Genomic DNA, 20,121 nt, shown 5'->3' on the forward strand with positions numbered 1-20,121 from the left:
TCCATGGCCGAAATTGTGTTGGACCGGGTGACGAAGAGTTACCCCAACGGCGCGACGGCCGTCCACGAGTTGTCGATGACGATCGCCGACGGCGAATTCATCATCCTCGTCGGTCCGTCGGGATGCGGAAAGTCGACCACGCTCAACATGATCGCGGGGCTCGAGGACATCACCTCGGGTGAACTGCGCATCGGCGGGGAGCGCGTCAACGAGAAGGCGCCCAAGGACCGCGACATCGCGATGGTGTTCCAGTCTTACGCCTTGTATCCGCACATGACCGTCCGGCAGAACATCGCGTTCCCGCTCACGCTGGCCAAGCTGAAGAAGGACGAGATCGCCCGCAAGGTCGACGAGGCCGCGAAAATTCTCGACCTGAGCGAGCTTTTGGATCGCAAGCCCGGACAGCTCTCCGGCGGTCAGCGCCAGCGCGTCGCGATGGGCCGCGCGATCGTGCGCGATCCCAAGGCGTTCCTGATGGACGAGCCGCTGTCGAACCTCGACGCGAAGCTGCGCGTGCAGATGCGTGCCGAGATCGCCCGCCTACAGGACCGCTTGGGCACCACTACCGTCTACGTCACGCACGACCAGACCGAGGCCATGACATTGGGCGACCGCGTCGTGGTGCTGCTCGCCGGGGTGGCCCAGCAGATCGGAACTCCCGAGGATCTCTACAACCGGCCCGCGAACCTGTTCGTCGCCGGTTTCATCGGTTCGCCCGCGATGAACTTCTTCCCCGCGACGATCACCGACGTCGGCGTGCGGCTGCCGTTCGGCGAGGTCACCCTCACGCAGGAAAACCACGACCTGCTGGCCCGCCGCAACGTCCCGACCAACGTGATCGTCGGCATCCGGCCCGAACACTTCGAGGACGCCGCGGTGCTCGACGGGTACGCGCGGATCCGCGCCCTGATCTTCGACGTCACGGTCGACATGGTGGAGTCGCTGGGCGCCGACAAGTACCTCCACTTCAAGACCGAGGGCGCCGGTGCACGGTCGGCGCAGCTGGCCGAGCTGGCCGCGGAATCGGGCGTCGGCGAAAACGAGTTTGTGGCGAGGGTTTCCGTCGACTCGACGGCCCGCCAAGGCGATACGATCCAGTTGGCCTTCGACACCTCGAAGCTGGTGGTGTTCGATCCCGAGTCGGGTAAGAACCTCAGCCTGCCCGACACCGACTCACCCGCCTCGCCGACCGAGTGATCGACGTTCCCGCGACGGTTCGCGCCCACCTGCTCGAGCACTTCGCGCGTCAGGGCATCGACGCCGAACCCGACGAAGCCAACGTCACGTTCCTGGGCACCGAGACCATCGACGTGCTGCGCTTCGGCCCCGACCCCGACGGCGTCGTTCACTATGTGTCGCTTGGCTGTTCGCGCCATCCGATGTTCGACCCCACCGAGATGGTGACCGACGCGCTGCACGGTCCGCGTGCGGAGGTGACGGTCGCGCTGCGCGGACCGTCGCCGCGGGGGTTGCACCGGGCGATCGCGATCGTGGCGGCCGCGCCCGCGGTGGAGGGGCTGGTCCTGGCGCCCGACGCGTTGATCGACCTCGAGACCCCGCTGTGGGAATCCTCGCCGTTCACGGCTTTCCTGTTGAGCGACAGCATGATCGACGACGTCGCGCTGACCGCGCCGCTGGAGCCGGTGAAGGTGTTGGCCGCCACGCCGATCACCCCCACCGAGGCGGCGTGGGTGCGGCTCAAGGGCGCCGACGCGATGCGCGAGGCGTGGCAGCAGGACGGTGTCGACGTGCTCGATCCCGCACGCCCGGCGGCCAAACCGAGCTAGAGCCAGTTGTTGCGGCGGAACGTGCGGTACAGCAGCGTGCACACCGTCGCCATCAACAGCAGCACCGCGGGATACCCCCACGACCACGCCAGCTCCGGCATGTGTTCGAAGTTCATGCCGTAGATGCCTGCGATCGCGGTCGGAACCGCGGCGATGGCGACCCATGCCGAGATCTTGCGCATGTCGGTGTTCTGCTGCATCGCGACATTGCCGAGAGCGGCCTGCACCAGCGACGTGAGCATCTCGTCGAAGCCGGCGATGCGGTCGGAGGCCTGGGTGTTGTGGTCGAACACGTCGCCCATGTACCGCCGGATCTCGACCGAGATCAGGTCGTTGTGATCGGAGAGGATCCGCTGCAGCGCCAGCGTGAGCGGGTAGACGGCCCGGCGCAATTCGACGACCTCCCGCTTGAGCAGGTAGATGCTGCCGATGTTGGTCGGCCGGTTCGGCGAGAAGACATCCTCTTCCATCGCGTCGATGTCGGCCTCCACGAGCGAGGTCACATCGAGATAGCTGTCGACGACGTGGTCGGCGATCGCGTGCATGACGGAGTACGGGCCGAGTTCGAGCGAACCGGGGGAGGACTCCAGGTCCTTGCGCACGCCCGCCAGGCCGGTGTGGTCGCCGTGCCGCACGGTCACCACGAACGCCTCGCCGACGAAGATCATGATCTCGCCGGTCTCCACGATCTCGCGCGCCTTGGCCATCGATTCGTGCTCGACGTAGTTGACCGTCTTGAGCACCAGGAACAAGGTGTCGTCGTAGCGTTCGAGCTTCGGGCGTTGGTGCGCATGCACGGCGTCCTCGACGGCCAGCGAGTGCAACCCGAACACATCGGCGACCGACTGCATCTGCTCGTCGTCGGGCTCGTGCAAGCCGATCCAGACGAACGCGTTCTTGTCCTCGCGCTGTAGTTCGCGCACCTTGTCCAGTGCCTCAGCGGGTCCGAGTGTGCCGGCCTGCCGGGTGCCCGAACAGTAGATGCCGCAGTCGACGGTCGCGTTCTCGATCGGTGCCTGATCGGCACCGTCGGCCCCGGCCCCCGCCTTCGTCCGGGTACGAGGTAACGCACGAAACGACGGCATCGGGTCCCTCTCCCCAGGACGTTGTCGGCCGTGGTCGATGCTACGCGGCTGGGCCGGTCGGCTGCCTGCTAGTTTCGTTCCCGACCGCAATCCGCCCGCGGCGCGGGCAACGTACATCTGTGCAAGGAGCATCTGACGTGAGCACAACTCCCCTCAAGGTCGCAGTCACCGGTGCCGCCGGCCAGATCGGCTACAGCCTGCTGTTCCGCCTCGCGAGCGGATCGCTGCTCGGCCCCGACCGGCCGATCGAGCTCCGGCTGCTCGAGATCGAGCCCGCGCTCAAGGCGCTCGAGGGTGTGGTGATGGAGCTCGACGACTGCGCGTTCCCGCTCCTGGCGGGCGTGGAGATCGGCTCCGATGCGAACAAGATCTTCGACGGGGCGAACCTGGCGCTGCTCGTCGGCGCCCGCCCCCGCGGCCCGGGCATGGAGCGCAGCGACCTGCTCGAGGCCAACGGCGCGATCTTCACCGCCCAGGGCAAGGCGCTCAACTCGGTCGCTGCCGACGACGTGCGCATCGGGGTGACCGGTAACCCGGCCAACACCAACGCGCTGATCGCGATGACCAACGCCCCCGACATCCCCAAGGAGCGGTTCTCGGCGCTGACCCGCCTCGATCACAACCGCGCCATCAGCCAGCTGGCCCGCAAGACCGGCGCCAAGGTCACCGACATCAAGAAGATGACGATCTGGGGCAACCACTCGGCCACTCAGTACCCCGACATCTTCCACGCCGAGGTCGGCGGCAAGAACGCCGCCGAGGCCGTCAACGACCAGAACTGGATCGAGAACGCCTTCATCCCGACCGTCGCCAAGCGGGGCGCGGCGATCATCGACGCCCGCGGCGCCTCCTCGGCCGCGTCGGCCGCCTCGGCGACCGTCGACGCGGCCCGCGACTGGCTGCTGGGCACCCCCGCCGACGACTGGGTGTCGATGGCGGTGGTCTCCGACGGTTCCTACGGGGTCCCGGAGGGCCTGATCTCGTCGTTCCCGGTGACGACGAAGGACGGCAACTGGTCGATCGTGCAGGGCCTGGACATCGACGACTTCTCGCGCAGCCGCATCGACAAGTCGACGGCCGAGCTCGCCGACGAGCGCAAGGCGGTCACGGACCTCGGCCTGATCTGAGGCGAGCGGGCGATTAGGTTACCTACCAGTTCGTCGTTAACCTGGGCGCCGTGTCGCAAGCGGTGAGAGACCTTCCTTTGAACGGATTCAATATCGTCCTCAGCGATGAGGAGATCTTCGCTGCCCACGTAGGCGGCAAGCTCTCGGTTGCGCTGAACGCGGCCCTCGACACCGAACGTGCGCTGTCCGTCGCGTACACCCCCGGCGTGGCCCAGGTCAGCCGGGCCATCGCCGCCGACCACACGTTGGCCGCGCGCTACACCTGGGCCAGCCGGATGGTGGCGGTCGTCAGCGACGGCAGCGCGGTGCTGGGGCTCGGTGACATCGGACCGGCCGCGTCGCTACCGGTGATGGAGGGTAAGAGCGCCCTGTTCAAGGCGTTCGCCGACCTCGACTCGATCCCGATCGTGCTCGACACCAAGGACACCGACGAGATCGTCGAGACCCTCGTCCGGCTGCGCCCGACGTTCGGCGCCGTCAACCTCGAGGACATCTCGGCGCCGCGGTGCTTCGAGATCGAGCGGCGCCTGGTCGAGGCGCTGGACTGCCCGGTCATGCACGACGACCAGCACGGCACGGCGATTGTCGTGCTGGCCGCCCTGCTGGGTGCGGCCAAGGTCGTCGACCGCAAGATCGAATCGCTTCGGGTGGTGGTCTCAGGAGCCGGGGCGGCCGGCGTCGCGTGCGCGAAGATCCTGATGGCGGCGGGCGTCAGCGACATCACGCTGCTCGACTCCCAGGGCATCGTGCACCGTGGCAGGCAGGGCCTGAACTCCTACAAGGCCGACCTGGCGCAGACGACCAACCCGCGCGGACTGACCGGGGGAATCGCCGAGGCGCTCGAGGGCGCCGACGTGTTCCTCGGGCTGTCCGCCGGCGTCGTGCCCGCCGACCTGATCGCCTCGATGGCGCCGGACTCGATCGTGTTCGCGTTGTCGAACCCGGATCCCGAGATCCATCCCGACGATGCGAGCAGGTACGCGGCCGTCGTCGCCACCGGGCGCAGCGACTTCCCGAACCAGATCAACAACGTGCTGGCATTCCCCGGCGTGTTCCGCGGTGCGCTCGACGCCGGAGCGCGACGCATCACCGAGCGGATGAAGGTCGCGGCCGCCGAGGCGATCTTCTCGGTGGTCGGCGACGACCTGGCGCCCGATCGCATCGTGCCGAGCGTGCTGGACCCCCGGGTCGCGCCCGCCGTCGCGCAGGCGGTGGCCGAGGCGTCGGAAGGCTGACCCGCGTGGGCCGGCGGTTGGCGCTGGCGCTCGTCGCGGTGATCGTGGCGGGCTGCGCCGCGTGCGGCGGGCAGACCGAGCGACCGTCGATAGCAGTCGGCGCGACGGCCGATCCCGAGTCAACGCTGATCGCCCACCTCTACGCCGCTGCGCTGCGGTCCTACGGCAGCGCGGCGCACGTCGAGATCGAGGACGATCCGCTGGCCGAGCTGGACTCCGGCGCGATCAAGGTGGTGCCCGGTTTCACCGGCCGGCTGCTGCACAGGTTCGACCCCGAGGCGACCGCACGTGCGCCGACGCAGGTGTATCGGGAGATGGTCTCGGCGCTGCCTGAGGGCGTCGCCGCGGGCGACTACACCACGTCGGCGGAGGACAAGCCCGCGCTCGCGGTGGCGAAGTCGACAGCCGAGAAGTGGGACGGACGCGACGTCACCGCTGCGGTACGCAACTGCGACGGGCTGACCGTCGCCGCGGTCGCCGAGGCGCCCCGGCCGTCCGCGATCGGGCCGTGCAAACCGAAGGTGACCGAATTGCCTGACAGCGAAGCGGTTTTCGACGCCGTGCGGTCGGGCCGGTTCCCGGCGGCGTGGACGACAACGGCGGCGCCGGGCATCCCGACCGAGCTGCTGATGCTGTCGGACCGCACGTCGCTGATCCGCGCGGAGAACCTGGTGCCGTTGTCGCGGCGCAACGAACTCAACGAGTCACAGGTGCTCGCGCTCAACGAGGTGGCCGGCGTGCTGGACACCGCCGCGCTGGCGGAGATGCGCGCCGCGGTGGCCGACGGCGGGGACCCCGGCCATGTGGCCGATGCGTTCCTCGCCGAACACCCGCTCGGCGACTCGTGACGCGTCAGTGCGCGTTGGGCACGAGTCGCTTGACCACGCCCAAGAACAGTCGCTGATAGCCCGACCCGGTGATCCGGACGATCACGTCGAGGACCTTCGCGTCGGCGCCGACCAGCACCCGGGCCCGGTTCTTGCGGACGCCGTCGAGGATGATCTTCGCGGCCTCCTCGGGGGTGGTCCGCGTCAGCCTGGTGTCGAACGTCTTGGTCAGGCCCTCGCGGTCGACGCCCTCGGCGGCGGTCGAGTTGCGCATGATCGCTGTCTTGATCCCGCCGGGATGGATCGTCGTCACCTTGACCGGACGCCCCGACGCCTGCATCTCCTGACGCAGCGCCTCGGTGAACCCGCGCACCGCGAACTTCGCCGAGTTGTACGCCGCCTGACCCGGAACCGAGAAGATGCCGAACAGGCTGGAGACGTTGACGACGTGCCCGTCGCCCGAGGCGATCAGGTGGGGGAGGAACGCCTTGGTGCCGTTGACGACGCCCCAGAAGTCGACGTCCATCACCCGCTCGATGTCCTTGAACGGCGTCACCTCGACGTCGCCGACATACGCGATGCCCGCGTTGTTGTAGATCTGGTTGACCTTGCCGAAGTGCTCGACGACCGCGTCGGCGTACAGCTCGAAGGCCTCACGTTCGGTGACGTCGAGGCGGTCGGTCTTCACCGGCGCGCCGATCGCCTTGATTCGCTCTTCGGTGGCCGCCAGGCCCTCGGTGTCGACATCGCTGATCGCGACGCTCGCGCCCGACTTGGCCAGCTCGATGGCCAGCGCCTGTCCGATACCCGACCCGGCGCCGGTGACCACGGCGACCTTTCCGGCGAAGCCCTGCATTACCACTCCCTCGTGTCGGTTGACTCGCGTCGAGGTTAGCCGGTACCGCGGGTTCGCCCTCTAACGGGTTGATCCCGCGCAGCAGCCGCGTGGGATCAACCCGTCAAGCAGGCGAGCGCTCAAGTGTCCGCCTTCGTGCCTCAGGCGAACGCCTCGTGCCGGTTGTCGTCTCCTCGGCGTCCGCCTTCGTGCCTCAGGCGAACGCCTCGTGCCGGTTGTCGTCTCCTCGGCGTCCGCCTTCGTGCCTCAGGCGAACGCCTCGTCGATGATCTCCTGCTGCTCGACCGCGTGCACCTTCGACGAACCCGACGACGGCGCCGACATCGCCCGCCGCGAGATTCGCGTGATGCCCGTCAGCTTCTCGGGCAGCACCTCGGGAAGCGTCAGACCGAACGTCGGCCACGCGCCCTGGTTCGCCGGCTCCTCCTGCACCCAGAAGTACTGCTCGACGTTCGGGTACCGGTCGAGCGTCTCGGCCAGCCGCCGGCGCGGCAGCGGGGCGAGCTGCTCGACGCGCACGATCGCCACGTCGTCGCGCTGATCCTTCTTCTTGCGTGCGGCCAGCTCGTAGTAGAGCTTGCCGCTGCACAGCAGCATCCGCTTGGCCTGATTGCGATCGCCGTCGCCGTCGGTGTACGTCGGCTCCTCGATCACCGACCGGAACTTCTGCTCGGTGAAGTCGCGAATGTCGCTGACGGCGGCCTTGTTCCGCAGCATCGACTTCGGCGTGAACACGATCAGCGGCCGGTGGATGCCGTCGAGGGCGTGGCGCCGCAGCAGGTGGAAGTAGTTCGCAGGCGTCGACGGCATCGCGATGGTCATCGACCCCTCCGCCCACAGCAGCAGGAAGCGCTCGATGCGACCCGACGTGTGGTCCGGGCCTTGGCCCTCGTGTCCGTGCGGCAGCAGCAGCACGACGTCCGAGCGCTGGCCCCACTTGGCCTCACCCGAGCTGATGAACTCGTCGATGATCGACTGCGCACCGTTGATGAAGTCGCCGAACTGCGCCTCCCACAACACCATTGCGTCGGGGTTGCCCACCGAGTAGCCGTACTCGAAGCCGACGGCCGCGAACTCCGACAGCGGCGAGTCGTACACCATGAACCTGCCGCCGGTCGGGTTGCCGTCCTTGTCGACGGTCAGCAGATCGAGCGGGGTGAACTCCTGGCCCGTCTTGCGGTCGATGATCACCGAGTGCCGCTGGGTGAACGTGCCGCGGCGGGTGTCCTGACCCGACAGCCGCACGGTCTTGCCCTCGGCGATCAGCGTGCCGAGCGCGAGCAGCTCGGCGAACGCCCAGTCCACCTTGCCCTCGTAGGCCATCTCGCGGCGCTTCTCCAGCACCGGCTTGACGCGCGGATGCACGTTGAAGCCTTCGGGCAGCGCCAGATGCGCATCGCCGATGCGCGCCAGCAGCGACTTGTCCACCGCGGTGTTCATCCCCGCGGGCACCATCTGGTCGGCCTCCACCGAGGCGCTCGGTTCGATCTCGTGTTTCTCGAGTTCGCGCACCTCGTTGAAGACGCGTTCCAGCTGGCCCTGGTAGTCGCGCAGCGCGTCCTCGGCCTCTTTCATCGAGATGTCGCCGCGGCCGATCAACGCTTCGGTGTAGCTCTTGCGCACACCGCGTTTGACGTCGATCGCGTCGTACATCGACGGCTGCGTCATCGACGGGTCGTCGCCCTCGTTGTGCCCGCGGCGGCGGTAACACAGCATGTCGATGACGACGTCCTTCTTGAACTTCTGCCGGAAGTCGACCGCGAGCCGGGCCACCCACGCCGCGGCCTCGGGGTCGTCGCCGTTGACGTGGAAGATCGGCGCCCCGATCATCTTCGCGACGTCGGTGCAGTACTCCGAGGACTTGGCGTCGTCGGGCGATGTGGTGAAACCGATCTGGTTGTTGACGATGATGTGGATCGTCCCGCCGGTGCGGTATCCGCGTAGCAGCGCCAGGTTCAGCGTCTCGGCGACCACACCCTGACCGGCGAACGCGGCGTCGCCGTGCAGCATCAGCGGCACGACGCTGAACGCGCCCGCCCCCTCACCGTCGCCGTCGCCCTTGTCGATCATGTCCTGCTTGGCGCGCACCAGTCCCTCGAGGACCGGGTCAACGGCCTCGAGGTGTGACGGGTTCGCGACCAGCGACACGTCGATGTCGTTGTCGCCGAACATCTGAATGAATCGACCCGTGGCGCCCAGGTGGTACTTCACGTCGCCGGAACCGTGTGCCTGCGACGGGTTCAGGTTCCCCTCGAACTCCGAGAAGATCTGCGAGTAGGGCTTGCCGACGATGTTGGCCAACACGTTGAGCCGACCACGGTGCGGCATCGCGATCACGACCTCGTCGAGCGCGTGCTCGGCGCACTGGTCGATCACCGCGTCCATGGTCGGGATGACGGTCTCCGCACCTTCCAGTGAGAACCGTTTCTGGCCAACGTATTTCGTCTGCAGGAACGTCTCGAACGCCTCGGCCGCGTTGAGCTTGCTCAGGATGTACTTCTGCTCGGCGACGGTCGGCTTCTCGTGCTTCTTCTCGATGCGGTCCTGCAGCCACTGCTGCTGTTCGGGCTCGAGGATGTGGGTGTACTCGACGCCGATGTGGCGGCAGTACGAGTCGCGCAGCAGGCCGAGCACGTCGCGCAGCTTCTTCTGCTGTGCACCGGCGAACCCGTTGACCTTGAACTCGCGGTCCAGGTCCCACAGCGTCAGCCCGTGGGTGAGCACGTCGAGGTCGGGGTGGCTGCGGAACCGGTTCTTGTCCAACCGCAACGGGTCGATGTCGGCCATCAGGTGGCCGCGGTTGCGATATGCGGCGATCAACTCGATGACGCGAGCGTTCTTGTCCTCGATCGAGTCCGGGTTGTCGGTGCGCCACCGCACCGGCTCGTAGGGAATGCCGAGCTCGCGGAAGATCTCGTCGAAGAAGTCGTCGTCGAGCAGCAGTTGGTGGACCGTGCGCAGGAAATCACCCGACTCCGCACCCTGGATGATGCGGTGGTCGTAGGTCGACGTCAGCGTGACCAGCTTGCCGACACCCAGTTCGGCGATGCGCTCCTCGCTCGCGCCCTGGAACTCGGCCGGGTACTCCATCGCGCCAACGCCGATGATCGCGCCCTGCCCGCGCATCAGCCGCGGCACGGAGTGCACAGTGCCGATGGTGCCGGGATTGGTCAACGAAATCGTCACTCCGCCAAAGTCTTCGGCGGTCAGCTTGCCGTTGCGGGCCCGGCGGACGATGTCCTCGTAGGCGGCGATGAACTGGCCGAACGACAGGTTCTCTGAGCCCTTGATGCCTGCCACCACGAGCTGGCGGCTGCCGCCCTTGCCCTGCAGGTCGATCGCGAGCCCCAGGTTGACGTGTTCGGGCGTCACCGCATTCGGCTTGCCGTCGATCTCGGCGAAGTGGCGGTTCATGTTCGGGAACTGCTTGACCGCCTGCACGACCGCGTACCCGATGAGGTGGGTGAACGAGATCTTCCCGCCGCGGGTCCGCTTGAGGTGGTTGTTGATGACGATCCGGTTGTCGATCATCAACTTGGCCGGGATGGCGCGCACGCTGGTCGCGGTCGGCACGTCCAGCGACGCCGACATGTTCTTGACGACGGCCGCCGCGGCGCCCCGCAGCACCTGGGTCTCCTCGCCGCCGGAATCCTTGTCGTCGGAGCCCTTGTCCTTGGCCGCCGACTCCTTGGCCGATTCCTTGGCCGGCGCCTTGGACTCCTTCGACTCCTTGGGAGCCGACTCCTTCGGCTTGGCCGCGGGCGTCTTGGTGGGCGCCGACGATTTCGGTGCGCTCTCGGTCTTGGTTTCCGAGGTCTTGGTTTCCGACTTGTCCTTCGCGGGCCGGGCGGCGCCGTTGCCGTCGGATTGCTTGGGCGCGGGGGCCGGCGCGGGCTCCGGCGGGCTCACCGGCCCCGCGGAACGTTGGCCGTTGCCCTGAGCCTGACTCTCGGTGGTCGGCTCAGGGGAGTAGTCGACGAGGAATTCGTGCCAACTGGGATCTACCGACGAGGGATCCTCGCGGAACTTGCGATACATCTCCTCGACCAACCACTCGTTCTGTCCGAATGGTGAAGGTGAGCTCACGGTAGCTACTCGCCTCGATTCTTCGCTTCGCGCGAGCGCATCTCAACGCTCGCCAGGTTCTCTACGGTTACCCCGCATTCCGCCGCCTAAAGGCTAGCGCCGAAGCAACGGCCAGACCACGACAACGGCTTTATGGTCGTCGCGGTCGTCGCGGTGCATTCAGTCGCGCGGCGCCGGCAGCACATGCAGTGTCGCCGGCCATCGCGGTGGCGCGGTGCCGAACGCCTTATGTGCGTTGGCCACGATGCGCTTGCCCATCAGGCGATTTCCTACGCCGCCGACGACGGCCCCGATGCCGACGGGCAGCAGCTTGCCGAACGCGATCGCCCCGCGCTTGAGTGTGTAGCGCTTGACGAAGTACTTCAGCAGGCGTGAGTTCAGTTGTGACACCGCGGGCAGCGGCAGCGTCGCCGCGCCGTCGGCGATCCAGGCGCCCTTGGTCCGGCCCGGGCCGATCAGGTCGGCGATCGCGTGCTTGCTGTCCTCACCGACGAGCACCGACAGCACCAGGGCGCGTCGCCGTTCCCGGTGTTCGGCGGGGATACCGTGCACCTCGGCGACGGCCAGCACGTACACGGACGTCGCTTCGAGGAACACCACGGTTTCGCCCGCGACCGCCGACGCGGCGGCCAACGTCCCGAGTCCCGGGAACGCCGCGGCCGATCCGACGGCCGCGCCGCTGGCCATCACCGCGCCGAGGTAGTGCTTCTCGAGCCTGGAGATGATCTCCGCGGGTGACGCATCCGGGCTTTGCTTGCGCAGGCGGTCCACGTAGGCCTTCACCGCGGGGCCCTGGACGCGCGCGCCTCTCTCGATGATCTGCGACAGCACCTTGGCGGCAACGCTTGGATCGTCGGCGGACCCGTCGTTGACCGCCGGTAACTGGCTCTTGGCCTTCGACCGGGCACTCATATGGGCCTCCTGTCCGAACGACTCGTTCCAGGCTATCGCTTAGTCCAACGAACGGTGGCCACCCGGTGTGCCCGGCCGTGATCGCGCTCACTGTCTGCGAGAGCGGGAAGAAATTAATGAGAAGTGATGCTGATCGTTCTCATGGCACCATCACCGGCTGTGGATCTGACGACTGCCCCGACTCCCCTCCAGGAGGGCAAGACTCCCAGCCGGATCCGGATGATCGTCGTGCTGGGCGTCATGGTCGCGCTCGGTCCACTGACCATCGACATGTATCTGCCCGCGCTACCGAGGATCGCCGAGGAACTCGGGGTGTCGTCGTCGGTCGCGCAGTTGACGTTGACCGGGACGGTCCTCGGTCTGGCGCTGGGCCAGCTGGTCGTGGGCCCGCTCTCGGACTCGCTGGGCCGCCGCCGGCCGCTGATGGCCGGAATCGTGCTGCACATGCTCGCCTCGCTGGCGTGCCTGTTCGCGCCCAACATCGAGGTGCTCGGTGTGGCCCGCGGCCTGCAGGGGATGGGCGCGGCCGCGGGCATGGTGGTGGCGATCGCCGTCGTCGGCGATCTGTTCACCGACTCCGTCGCGGCCACGGTCATGTCGCGGCTGATGCTGGTTCTCGGCGTCGCGCCCGTGCTGGCGCCGTCGCTGGGCGCCGCGGTCCTGCTGAAGGCCTCATGGCACTGGGTGTTCGCCGCGCTGGTGTTGATCGCCGGCGTGTTGCTGCTGGTGGCGGCGACGGCGCTGCCCGAGACGCTGCCCATCGCCCATCGCCGGCCGCTGAAGGTGCGCGGCATCGCGGCGACCTACGTCGAGTTGCTGCGCGACGCGCGCTTCGTGGTGCTGGTCCTGGTCGCCGCCCTCGGCATGTCCGGGCTGTTCGCCTACATCTCCGCCGCGCCGTTCGTGCTGCAGGGTCGCTACGGGCTCGATCAGCAGGCCTTCGCGCTCGTCTTCGGTGCCGGTGCGATCGCGCTGATCGGCGCCACGCAGTGCAACGTCCTGCTGCTGCGCCGCTACACGCCGCAGACCATCGTGTTGTGGGCGTTGACGGTGGCTTCGCTCGGCGGTGCGGTCTTCGTCGGGATCGCACTCGCGGACATCGGCGGTTTGGTCGGGTTCGTCATCCCGGTGTGGGTGGTGCTGGCGGCGATGGGTCTGGTCATCCCGAACGCGCCCGCGGTGGCGCTGACGCGGCATCCCGACGCCGCGGGTACGGCGGCCGCTCTGCTGGGCGCCGCACAGTTCGGGCTCGGCGCCGCGATCGCCCCCCTCGTCGGGGCCCTCGGCAACAACGAGTTCGCTCTGGCCGCGGTGATGACGGTGGGTATGGTGATCGCGTTGCTCGCGCTCATGGCCGTCGGTGTGTCGGCGACCGAACGCGCGGGTGACTCCGAATACGACGTCAGCGACGACGTCGTGCCCGAACCCGCCTGACGTCCGGCAGCGCGGTCCCGCCTCCAGGGACCGGCAACGCTCCGTAGCGTCGGCGGGATCGCCGAGTGCTAGTCGACCCAGGATGCTCTCAACCCTTTTCACCAGGCAGAACGCGTCATCGAACCCGTGGCATGCGCTGTGGGCGATGATGGTCGGCTTCTTCATGATCCTGGTGGACGCGACCATCGTGGCGGTCGCCAATCCGTCGATCATGGCCAGGTTCGACGCCGGCTACGACGCCGTCCTGTGGGTCACCAGCGCCTACCTGCTCGCCTACGCGGTTCCGTTGCTGGTGGCGGGACGGCTCGGCGACCGGTTCGGGCCGAAGAACCTCTATCTGCTGGGCCTCACGGTGTTCACCGTCGCCTCCCTGTGGTGCGGGCTGTCGCACACGATCGGCATGCTGATCGCCGCGCGGGTCGTGCAGGGTGTGGGCGCGGCGCTGCTGACGCCGCAGACCCTCTCGACCGTGACCAGGATCTTCCCCGCCGACCGGCGCGGCGTGGCGATGAGCGTGTGGGGTGCGACGGCCGGAGTCGCGACGCTGGTGGGTCCGCTGGCCGGCGGGGTGCTGGTCGACGCGCTCGGGTGGCAGTGGATCTTCTTCGTCAACGTGCCGATCGGCGTGGTGGGCGTGGCGTTGGCGATGCGGTTGGTGCCCGAGCTGCCGCGCCAGCGCCAGCGACTCGACGTACCGGGGGTGCTGCTGTCGGGGGTCGGGCTGTTCCTGATCGTGTTCGCCCTACAGGAGGGGCAGGCGCACCGGTGGACGCATTGGGTGTGGGGCCTGATGGCGCTCGGCACCGGGGTGGTGGCCGCGTTCCTGTTCTGGCAGTCGGCCAACCGCAACGACCCACTGCTGCCGCTCGAGATCTTCCGCGACCGCGACTTCTCGCTGTCGACCTTCGGCGTCGCGACGATCGGGTTCGTGGTGACGGGCATGATCGTGCCGGTCATGTTCTACGCGCAGGCGGTGTGCGGGCTCTCGCCGACGCGCTCGGCGCTGCTGACCGCCCCGATGGCGATCGCGACAGGTGTGCTCGCACCGATCGTCGGGCGGATCGTCGACCGGTGGCATCCCCGCCCGGTGGTCGGATTCGGCTTCTCGGTGCTGGCGATCGCGATGACGTGGCTGTCACTGGACATGGCGCCCGACACCCCGATCTGGCGACTGGTGCTGCCGCTGACCGCCACGGGCGTCGGGATGGCATTCATCTGGTCGCCGCTGGCCGCGACCGCCACCCGCAACCTGCCCGCACGGTTGGCCGGTGCGGGGTCGGGCGTCTACAACACCACCCGCCAGGTCGGCGCCGTGCTGGGCAGCGCCAGCATGGCCGCATTCATGACGTGGCAGGTCAACTCCGAAATGCCGCCGTGGGCGGGCGATTCGGCGCAGGGGGAGGCCGGCGCGACACAGTTGCCGTCGTTCCTGCACACGCCGTTCGCGGCCGCCATGGCGCAGTCGCTTTTACTGCCCGCATTCGTCGCGCTGTTCGGTGTGATCGCCGCGGTGTTCCTGCTCGGCTACGCCCGTCGGCCGCTCGACGACGCGGCGCCCGAGGTCGCGCAGGACGACGACGAAACCTTCGACGACGACGACGATTACGTCGAGTACACGATCAGGTGGGATGACACCGGTGCCGCGTCGTGGGTCCCCGCCGAGCGGGAGGCGACGACCGCGCCGTTGGCTTCTCGTGACGAGCGGCCGACCGAGCAGTCCGACGAGTCGTGGCGCGCGATACTCGATCAGCTGCTCGCCGACGATCCGCCCGCGCAGCCTCCCGAACCCGTCGACGAGCCGATCGGCTTGACGCACAACGGTTTGCATGTGAACGACAAGCCGCGGGCCTATCCGCGCGACGGTCGTCGCGAACGGACGGGCCGGGCTGAGCGGTCCAACGGGCGGCATGCCCAGAGTGACGACCTCGACCGCTAGTCGAACAGCACCGCGGCGTTGAGGTAGCCGGACGGGTCGAACGCCACCTTGACGGTCCGCATCGCCGCGATGTCGGCGTCGGTGCGCGACATCGGAAGGTAGGCCCGCTTGCGGGTGCCGACGCCGTGCTCGGAGCTGACGTTGCCGCCCATGCGCGCGATGAGGTCCATCATCGACTCGTACAACGCGCGTTCGACCTCGTTCTCGAGGGTGCAACGCACGAGGTTCAGGTGCAGGTTGCCCTCGCCGACGTGCCCGAACAGCACGGGGATCGCCTCGGGTGCATGGGCAGAGACGACGTCGACGGCTTCGGACGCGAACGGCGAGATTGCCGAAAGCGGAAGCGAGACATCGAATTTCAGTGGCGGACCGTACACGCCGAGCACCTCGGCGACGGCCTCGCGCACCTGCCAGAGCCGCTGCTGTGCGGCCGTGTCGACGCCGACAGCGGGCTCGCCGGACAGATCCGTTCCCTCGATCGCATCGGCCAGTCGCTCGGTCTGGTCGGTGTCGCCCGCCAGCTCGATGAGCAGCTGCCAGGCGCCGTCGACGGGTGCGGGCACGCCGGCGTGCTCGGCGGTCAACGCGCTGGCCCGCGCGTCGATCAACTCCAGCGCGGCGATGCCGTCCAGGTCGCGGAAGACGCGACCGGCCGCCACCAGTGCGTCGAGGTCGGAGAACCCGCAGATCGCGGTCACGCGGTGCGCGGGCACGGGGTGCAGCCTCAGATCGAGCGCGGTGATGACGCCCAGAGTGCCTTCGGCGCCGACGAACAGGGACGCCAGGTCGTAGCCGGTGTTGTCCATCCGAACACGGCTGTGCCGGTGCACCACCGAACCGTCGGGCAGTGCGATGCCCAGCCCGATCACCTGCTCGCCCATGTTGCCGTAGCGGACGGTGCGCAGTCCGCCGGCGTTCGTCGAGGCCATTCCGCCGACGGTGGCGGTGTCGCGTGCAGCCAGGTCGACGCCGAACACGAGGCCCGCGTCGTCGGCCGCCCGTTGCACCTCGGCCAGAGTCACACCCGCGCCCACCGAGATTCGACGTTCGGCGATGTCGACAGCGCCGATGTTCCGTAACCGCTCGGTGGACAACAACACGTCGTCGTGCTCGGGAACCGTGCCGGCCACCAGCGATGTCCGGCCGCCCTGCACGGTGACAAAAGCGCCGGCGTCGCGGCAGGCCCGCAGCACCGCGCCGACCTCGTCGGCAGAACCCGGCCGCACCAGGGCGCCGGCCCGGCCGCGGTAGCGCCCCGTGTGGTCGACGGCGCGCGCCGCAAGCACGTCGGGATCGGTGCTGACATAGGCTTTCCCGACGATCTCGGCCAGCCGCTCGATCACGCTCATGACCTGGCGGCGCCCAGCGACAGGAACGCGCCCAACTCGATCAAGCGGTCCGGGGTGCCGGGTAGATACTCGGTGAGCGCCTCGGAGCGGACGATCACGCTGAGATACTTGGCGCGGCTGATCGCGACATTGAGCCGATTCCGGTTGAGCAGGAACGATATTCCGCGCGGTACATCGTCGATGGACGACGCTGTCATCGACACGAACACCACGGGCGCCTGCCTGCCCTGGAACTTGTCCACGGTGCCGACCGCGACGTCGGGCAGTCCGGCCGCCCCGAAATACTCGCGCAGCAGCAGCACCTGAGCGTTGTACGGCGCGACGACGAGCACGTCGCTCTGCGCCAGCGGGCGGGTGCCGGTTTCGTCGGTCCAGGCGCTGCCGAGCAGCATCCGCGTCGCCGCGACGATCGCCTCGGCCTCCTCGGGGCTGCTCGTGGAATTGCCGTCGTGGGGGATCGGCACCACACGCACGCCGGGATCCTGGCCCTCGAGGCGCCGGGCCGCGGGGCCGTCCTTCGCCGGACCCAGTTTGCCCTCGTATGCCAGCCGGGAGACCGGCGCGCACACCGCGGGGTGCATCCGATAGGACCGGTCGAGGAAGTAACCGAGTTCCCCGGGCAGCGTGCGGTTTTCCTGTACCAGCCAGCCCAAAGCCGATGCGTCGACCGGTTCTGGGTGGTGGCCCTGGCTGACCTGCGGCAGCTGCTGCGGATCGCCGAGCAGCATGAGGTTGTCGGCGGCCCTGGCCACGGCGATGGTATTAGCCAGGCAGAACTGTCCCGCCTCCTCGATCACCAGTAGATCGAGGCTGCGGGCCTCGACGCGGGTGTCGTTGGCGAAATCCCATGCGGTGCCGCCGATGACACACCCGGCGTGATCGGCGATGAATGCTGCGTACTCGTCCTTGTCGATCGCCTGACATCCGACGTCGTCGGGACAGTCCTTCTTGGCGATGCGCGCGGAATCCACCCCGGCCTTGATCAGGTCGCGAAAGAGGTTCTCCACCACCGCATGCGACTGTGCGACCACGCCGACACGCCACTGGTGGTCGTTGACCAGGCGGGCGATGATGCGGGCCGCGGTGTACGTCTTGCCGGTTCCCGGCGGGCCGTGCACCGCGAGATACGACGAGTCCAAATCGAGCACCGCGGTGGTGATGTCGGCGGTGTTGTCGCCGGTGTGCGGCAGCGGTGCGCCACTGCGGGTACGAGGCGGTCGGCACAACAGCACGTCGACGACGGCGGTGGGTGGAAGGTCCGGAAGCGTCGCGGCGATCTCGGTGGCAGCGGTGTCGATCGACTCGCGTAACTTCTTCGTGCCCACGATGTTTCGTGGCGTCAGCGCGAACGGCGTCTGGGTGAACGTCCCGGCAGGGGTTTCGCGTTCGCAGATCACCACCCGGGTGGGTACGGTCGGATCGTCGATCTCGATGACGTCGGCATTGCCTGCGGCGCGCCGGTCCGCGTTGTCCGCCATGCCCGCAGGCGACGGCGGTTCATATAGCGCGAACACCTCTCCGCTGAGGCTCCCGCCCTCCAACGTCCCGGTCAGCGCGAGCCACCGCTGCTTCTTGCGGGCGCGCGTCGACGGCAGATGCCAGTCCTTGACGACGGTGGTTCGGTCGGTGTCGACCAGGAACACGTCGCTGGTGTCGCCCCATTCGTCGACCGGGCTGTTCAACCGGTCGAAATGCGCCCACCAGAACGGTTTGTCCTCGCGGCGGTGGTATCCGCGGGCGGCGGCCATCAACGCCACGGCCGTTTGCTCCGGAGTCCGCTCGGCCACACCGTCTCCGGCGAAACCCATCAACGTGTGGGCGAGCTCGTCGGTGTCCTCGACGGCGACACCCTGCTTGACGGGTTGCGGGCCCAGCGGCGGGATGCTCGACTCGATCGCGATCTTGATCAGCCAGTCGCGCAGGCGGTGTGTCGAGCGACAATCGTAGCGGTTGTAGTCCTCGATCTTCTTGAGCATGTTCGCGGCTTCGTCTTTGCGGCCCGCGGCTTGCATCTCGCAGAACCGCGCATACATCGTGATCGACTCCGTCGCGGTGGTGACGTCGCCGTCGCGCAACTCCGAACCCATGTACAGCGGCTCCAACGACTTCAGGCTGTAGTTCTCTGTGCCCACGCGAATGCTCTTGCGCACCAACGGATACAGGTCGACCAGGACGCCACTGCGCAGCAGGTCGTCGACCTCGTCTTCGCCGACGCCGTAGCGCCCGGCCAACCGCAGCAGCGCGCTCTTCTCGTACGCCGCGTAGTGGTAGATGTGCATCTTCGGATACTTCTTGCGGCGCTGGCGTACCAGCTTGAGGAAGTCCGCGAGGGCCTTGCGCTCGCTCGCGCGGTCGTGCGCCCACAGCGGGCGGAACCCGCCGCCCACCTCGAGCACGCCCCACATGTACTCCAGGCCCCATTCGTGACCGTCCGCCGTCCACAGCGGGTCGCCCTCGAAGTCGAAGAACAGGTCGCCCTTGTCGGGATCGGGCAGCAGCGTCAACGGTTGGGCGTCGACGACCTGGTACGGCGGCTTTCCGTCGACCCGCGGGGCCAGCTGCAACCGGGCCTGGTCGCGCAGCGCGGTGAACGTCCGGGTCGACAGCTCGGCCACCGGACCCTCGTGGCCGGCGAGTTCGGCGACCGTGGTGATGCCCGCGTCGAGCAGGCGGGCCCGCTGGCTCACCCGCATGTTCGCCACCAGCAGGAGATCGTCGTTGGCCCTCACCTGGGCCGCGCACTCGGGACAGCGGAAACACGCGCGCACGCTCTCGTCGGCCCAATCGACCGGAGCCCCGGATACGTAGTGGTCGTCGAGCAGGCGCTGCAGGGCCTCGCGCCGCGGGCGATACACGGGAAGCAGTTCGTCGATGCGATACGTCGCGGTGGCGCCGTCGCCGAGAACGAGCTCGACCTCGTCGGCGACCGGCACGCCCGCGGCGGTGAGCACTTCGGCGTATGCCGCCAACTGCAGCAGCGCCTCGACCTTGACCGACCGCGCGAGCTTGGTGTCGCGCAACCGATACCGCTCGCCGTCGGGGCCCTGCTCCAGCATCAGGAAGTCGGCGAAACCGACGAACCGGCCATCGAACATCGCGGCCTGGTAGATCACCTCGGCGCGGCGGTCGACGGCGCGTCGCGTCTGGTCGGCGGCCGCGGTCAGCCCCTCGACCGTGTACGGCGGCCTGCCGATGATCGCGACGTCGGCACCGTCGCGGAGCAGCTCGAGATGCCGCTGTTCGTGGTCGTCGCCGAGTTGGGCCGTGCGCGCCAGCAGCTCGTCCTCGACCGCGACCGCCGGACCCCGGCCGAGTTTCGCGTCGAACGCGCGCAGCAGCGCGTACTCGCAGCGGGCTGCCGCTGCGAGATCGGATGCGCTGTATATGACGCGGGTTTCGGCGCCCTCGGAGGCCACGAACACGCTGCCACTGTATGTGACCCGGGCGACATCTCAACGCCCCCGCGAACGTGGGTCCGACACGCGTC

At 68.2% G+C, this 20,121-nt stretch carries 13 protein-coding genes; 7 read left to right on the plus strand and 6 right to left on the minus strand.

From position 1 onward, the window contains the following. The first annotated feature begins 3 nt into the window (after positions 1–3). Positions 4–1,197, plus strand: a complete 1,194-nt coding sequence (locus tag A5752_RS25875) for an ABC transporter ATP-binding protein (protein ID WP_067092030.1) — start codon at positions 4–6, stop codon at positions 1,195–1,197. After that, complete coding sequence (locus tag A5752_RS25880) at positions 1,194–1,787, plus strand: suppressor of fused domain protein (RefSeq protein ID WP_067092033.1); 594 nt, start codon at positions 1,194–1,196, stop codon at positions 1,785–1,787. The genes A5752_RS25875 and A5752_RS25880 overlap by 4 nt, the downstream gene beginning before the upstream one ends. Here A5752_RS25880 and corA read toward each other — a convergent pair. Then, positions 1,784–2,872, minus strand: coding sequence for a magnesium/cobalt transporter CorA (corA, locus tag A5752_RS25885; RefSeq protein WP_067092035.1), 1,089 nt, complete (start codon positions 2,870–2,872; stop codon positions 1,784–1,786). The genes A5752_RS25880 and corA overlap by 4 nt on opposite strands. 137 nt (positions 2,873–3,009) lie before the next feature. On the opposite strand from corA, the gene A5752_RS25890 reads away from it, so the two are divergent. From A5752_RS25890 to A5752_RS25900, 3 genes are read left to right on the plus strand one after another with little or no spacing between them, the layout of a single operon-like run. Continuing rightward, on the plus strand, positions 3,010–3,999 hold the full coding sequence (locus tag A5752_RS25890) for a malate dehydrogenase (RefSeq protein WP_067092037.1): 990 nt from the start codon (positions 3,010–3,012) through the stop codon (positions 3,997–3,999). Positions 4,000–4,049: 50 nt separating this feature from the next. Beyond that, positions 4,050–5,234: an NAD(P)-dependent malic enzyme gene (locus A5752_RS25895; protein ID WP_197500733.1), complete on the plus strand. Its 1,185-nt coding sequence runs from the start codon at positions 4,050–4,052 to the stop codon at positions 5,232–5,234. After that, on the plus strand, positions 5,231–6,082 hold the full coding sequence (locus A5752_RS25900) for a glycine betaine ABC transporter substrate-binding protein (RefSeq protein ID WP_067092086.1): 852 nt from the start codon (positions 5,231–5,233) through the stop codon (positions 6,080–6,082). Before A5752_RS25895 ends, A5752_RS25900 begins: the two co-directional genes overlap by 4 nt. A 4-nt stretch (positions 6,083–6,086) precedes the next feature. Here A5752_RS25900 and A5752_RS25905 read toward each other — a convergent pair whose 3' ends face one another. The 3 genes from A5752_RS25905 to A5752_RS25915 form a co-directional block, all read right to left on the minus strand. After that, positions 6,087–6,917: an SDR family NAD(P)-dependent oxidoreductase gene (locus tag A5752_RS25905; RefSeq protein WP_067092039.1), complete on the minus strand. Its 831-nt coding sequence runs from the start codon at positions 6,915–6,917 to the stop codon at positions 6,087–6,089. A 246-nt stretch (positions 6,918–7,163) separates the two neighbouring features. Then, complete coding sequence (locus A5752_RS25910; protein WP_231983524.1) at positions 7,164–10,955, minus strand: multifunctional oxoglutarate decarboxylase/oxoglutarate dehydrogenase thiamine pyrophosphate-binding subunit/dihydrolipoyllysine-residue succinyltransferase subunit; 3,792 nt, start codon at positions 10,953–10,955, stop codon at positions 7,164–7,166. Between the two features lie 207 nt (positions 10,956–11,162). Then, a complete protein-coding gene (locus tag A5752_RS25915) occupies positions 11,163–11,915 on the minus strand; it encodes a hypothetical protein (protein ID WP_067092043.1) in 753 nt (250 codons plus the stop codon). A 141-nt stretch (positions 11,916–12,056) separates the two neighbouring features. Here A5752_RS25915 and A5752_RS25920 point away from each other — a divergent pair, with 141 nt between their 5' ends. Then, the gene (locus tag A5752_RS25920) at positions 12,057–13,349 is read left to right on the plus strand and encodes a multidrug effflux MFS transporter (RefSeq protein ID WP_067092089.1); all 1,293 of its coding nucleotides are present in this window, start codon (positions 12,057–12,059) and stop codon (positions 13,347–13,349) included. 82 nt (positions 13,350–13,431) lie between these two features. Then, positions 13,432–15,285, plus strand: coding sequence for an MFS transporter (locus A5752_RS25925; RefSeq protein ID WP_067092045.1), 1,854 nt, complete (start codon positions 13,432–13,434; stop codon positions 15,283–15,285). Here the strand turns inward: A5752_RS25925 and A5752_RS25930 are convergent. Together A5752_RS25930 and A5752_RS25935 are read right to left on the minus strand one after the other, a co-directional pair. Next, positions 15,282–16,634, minus strand: coding sequence for an FAD-binding oxidoreductase (locus A5752_RS25930; protein ID WP_067092047.1), 1,353 nt, complete (start codon positions 16,632–16,634; stop codon positions 15,282–15,284). The genes A5752_RS25925 and A5752_RS25930 overlap by 4 nt on opposite strands. Continuing rightward, entirely contained in the window at positions 16,631–20,056 is a 3,426-nt protein-coding gene (locus A5752_RS25935; RefSeq protein ID WP_067092049.1) for a TM0106 family RecB-like putative nuclease, read from the minus strand. The genes A5752_RS25930 and A5752_RS25935 overlap by 4 nt, the downstream gene beginning before the upstream one ends. Positions 20,057–20,121 lie beyond the last annotated feature (65 nt).

This window comes from Mycobacterium sp. 852002-51961_SCH5331710 (assembly GCF_001665535.1).
Taxonomy (GTDB): Bacteria; Actinomycetota; Actinomycetes; order Mycobacteriales; family Mycobacteriaceae; genus Mycobacterium.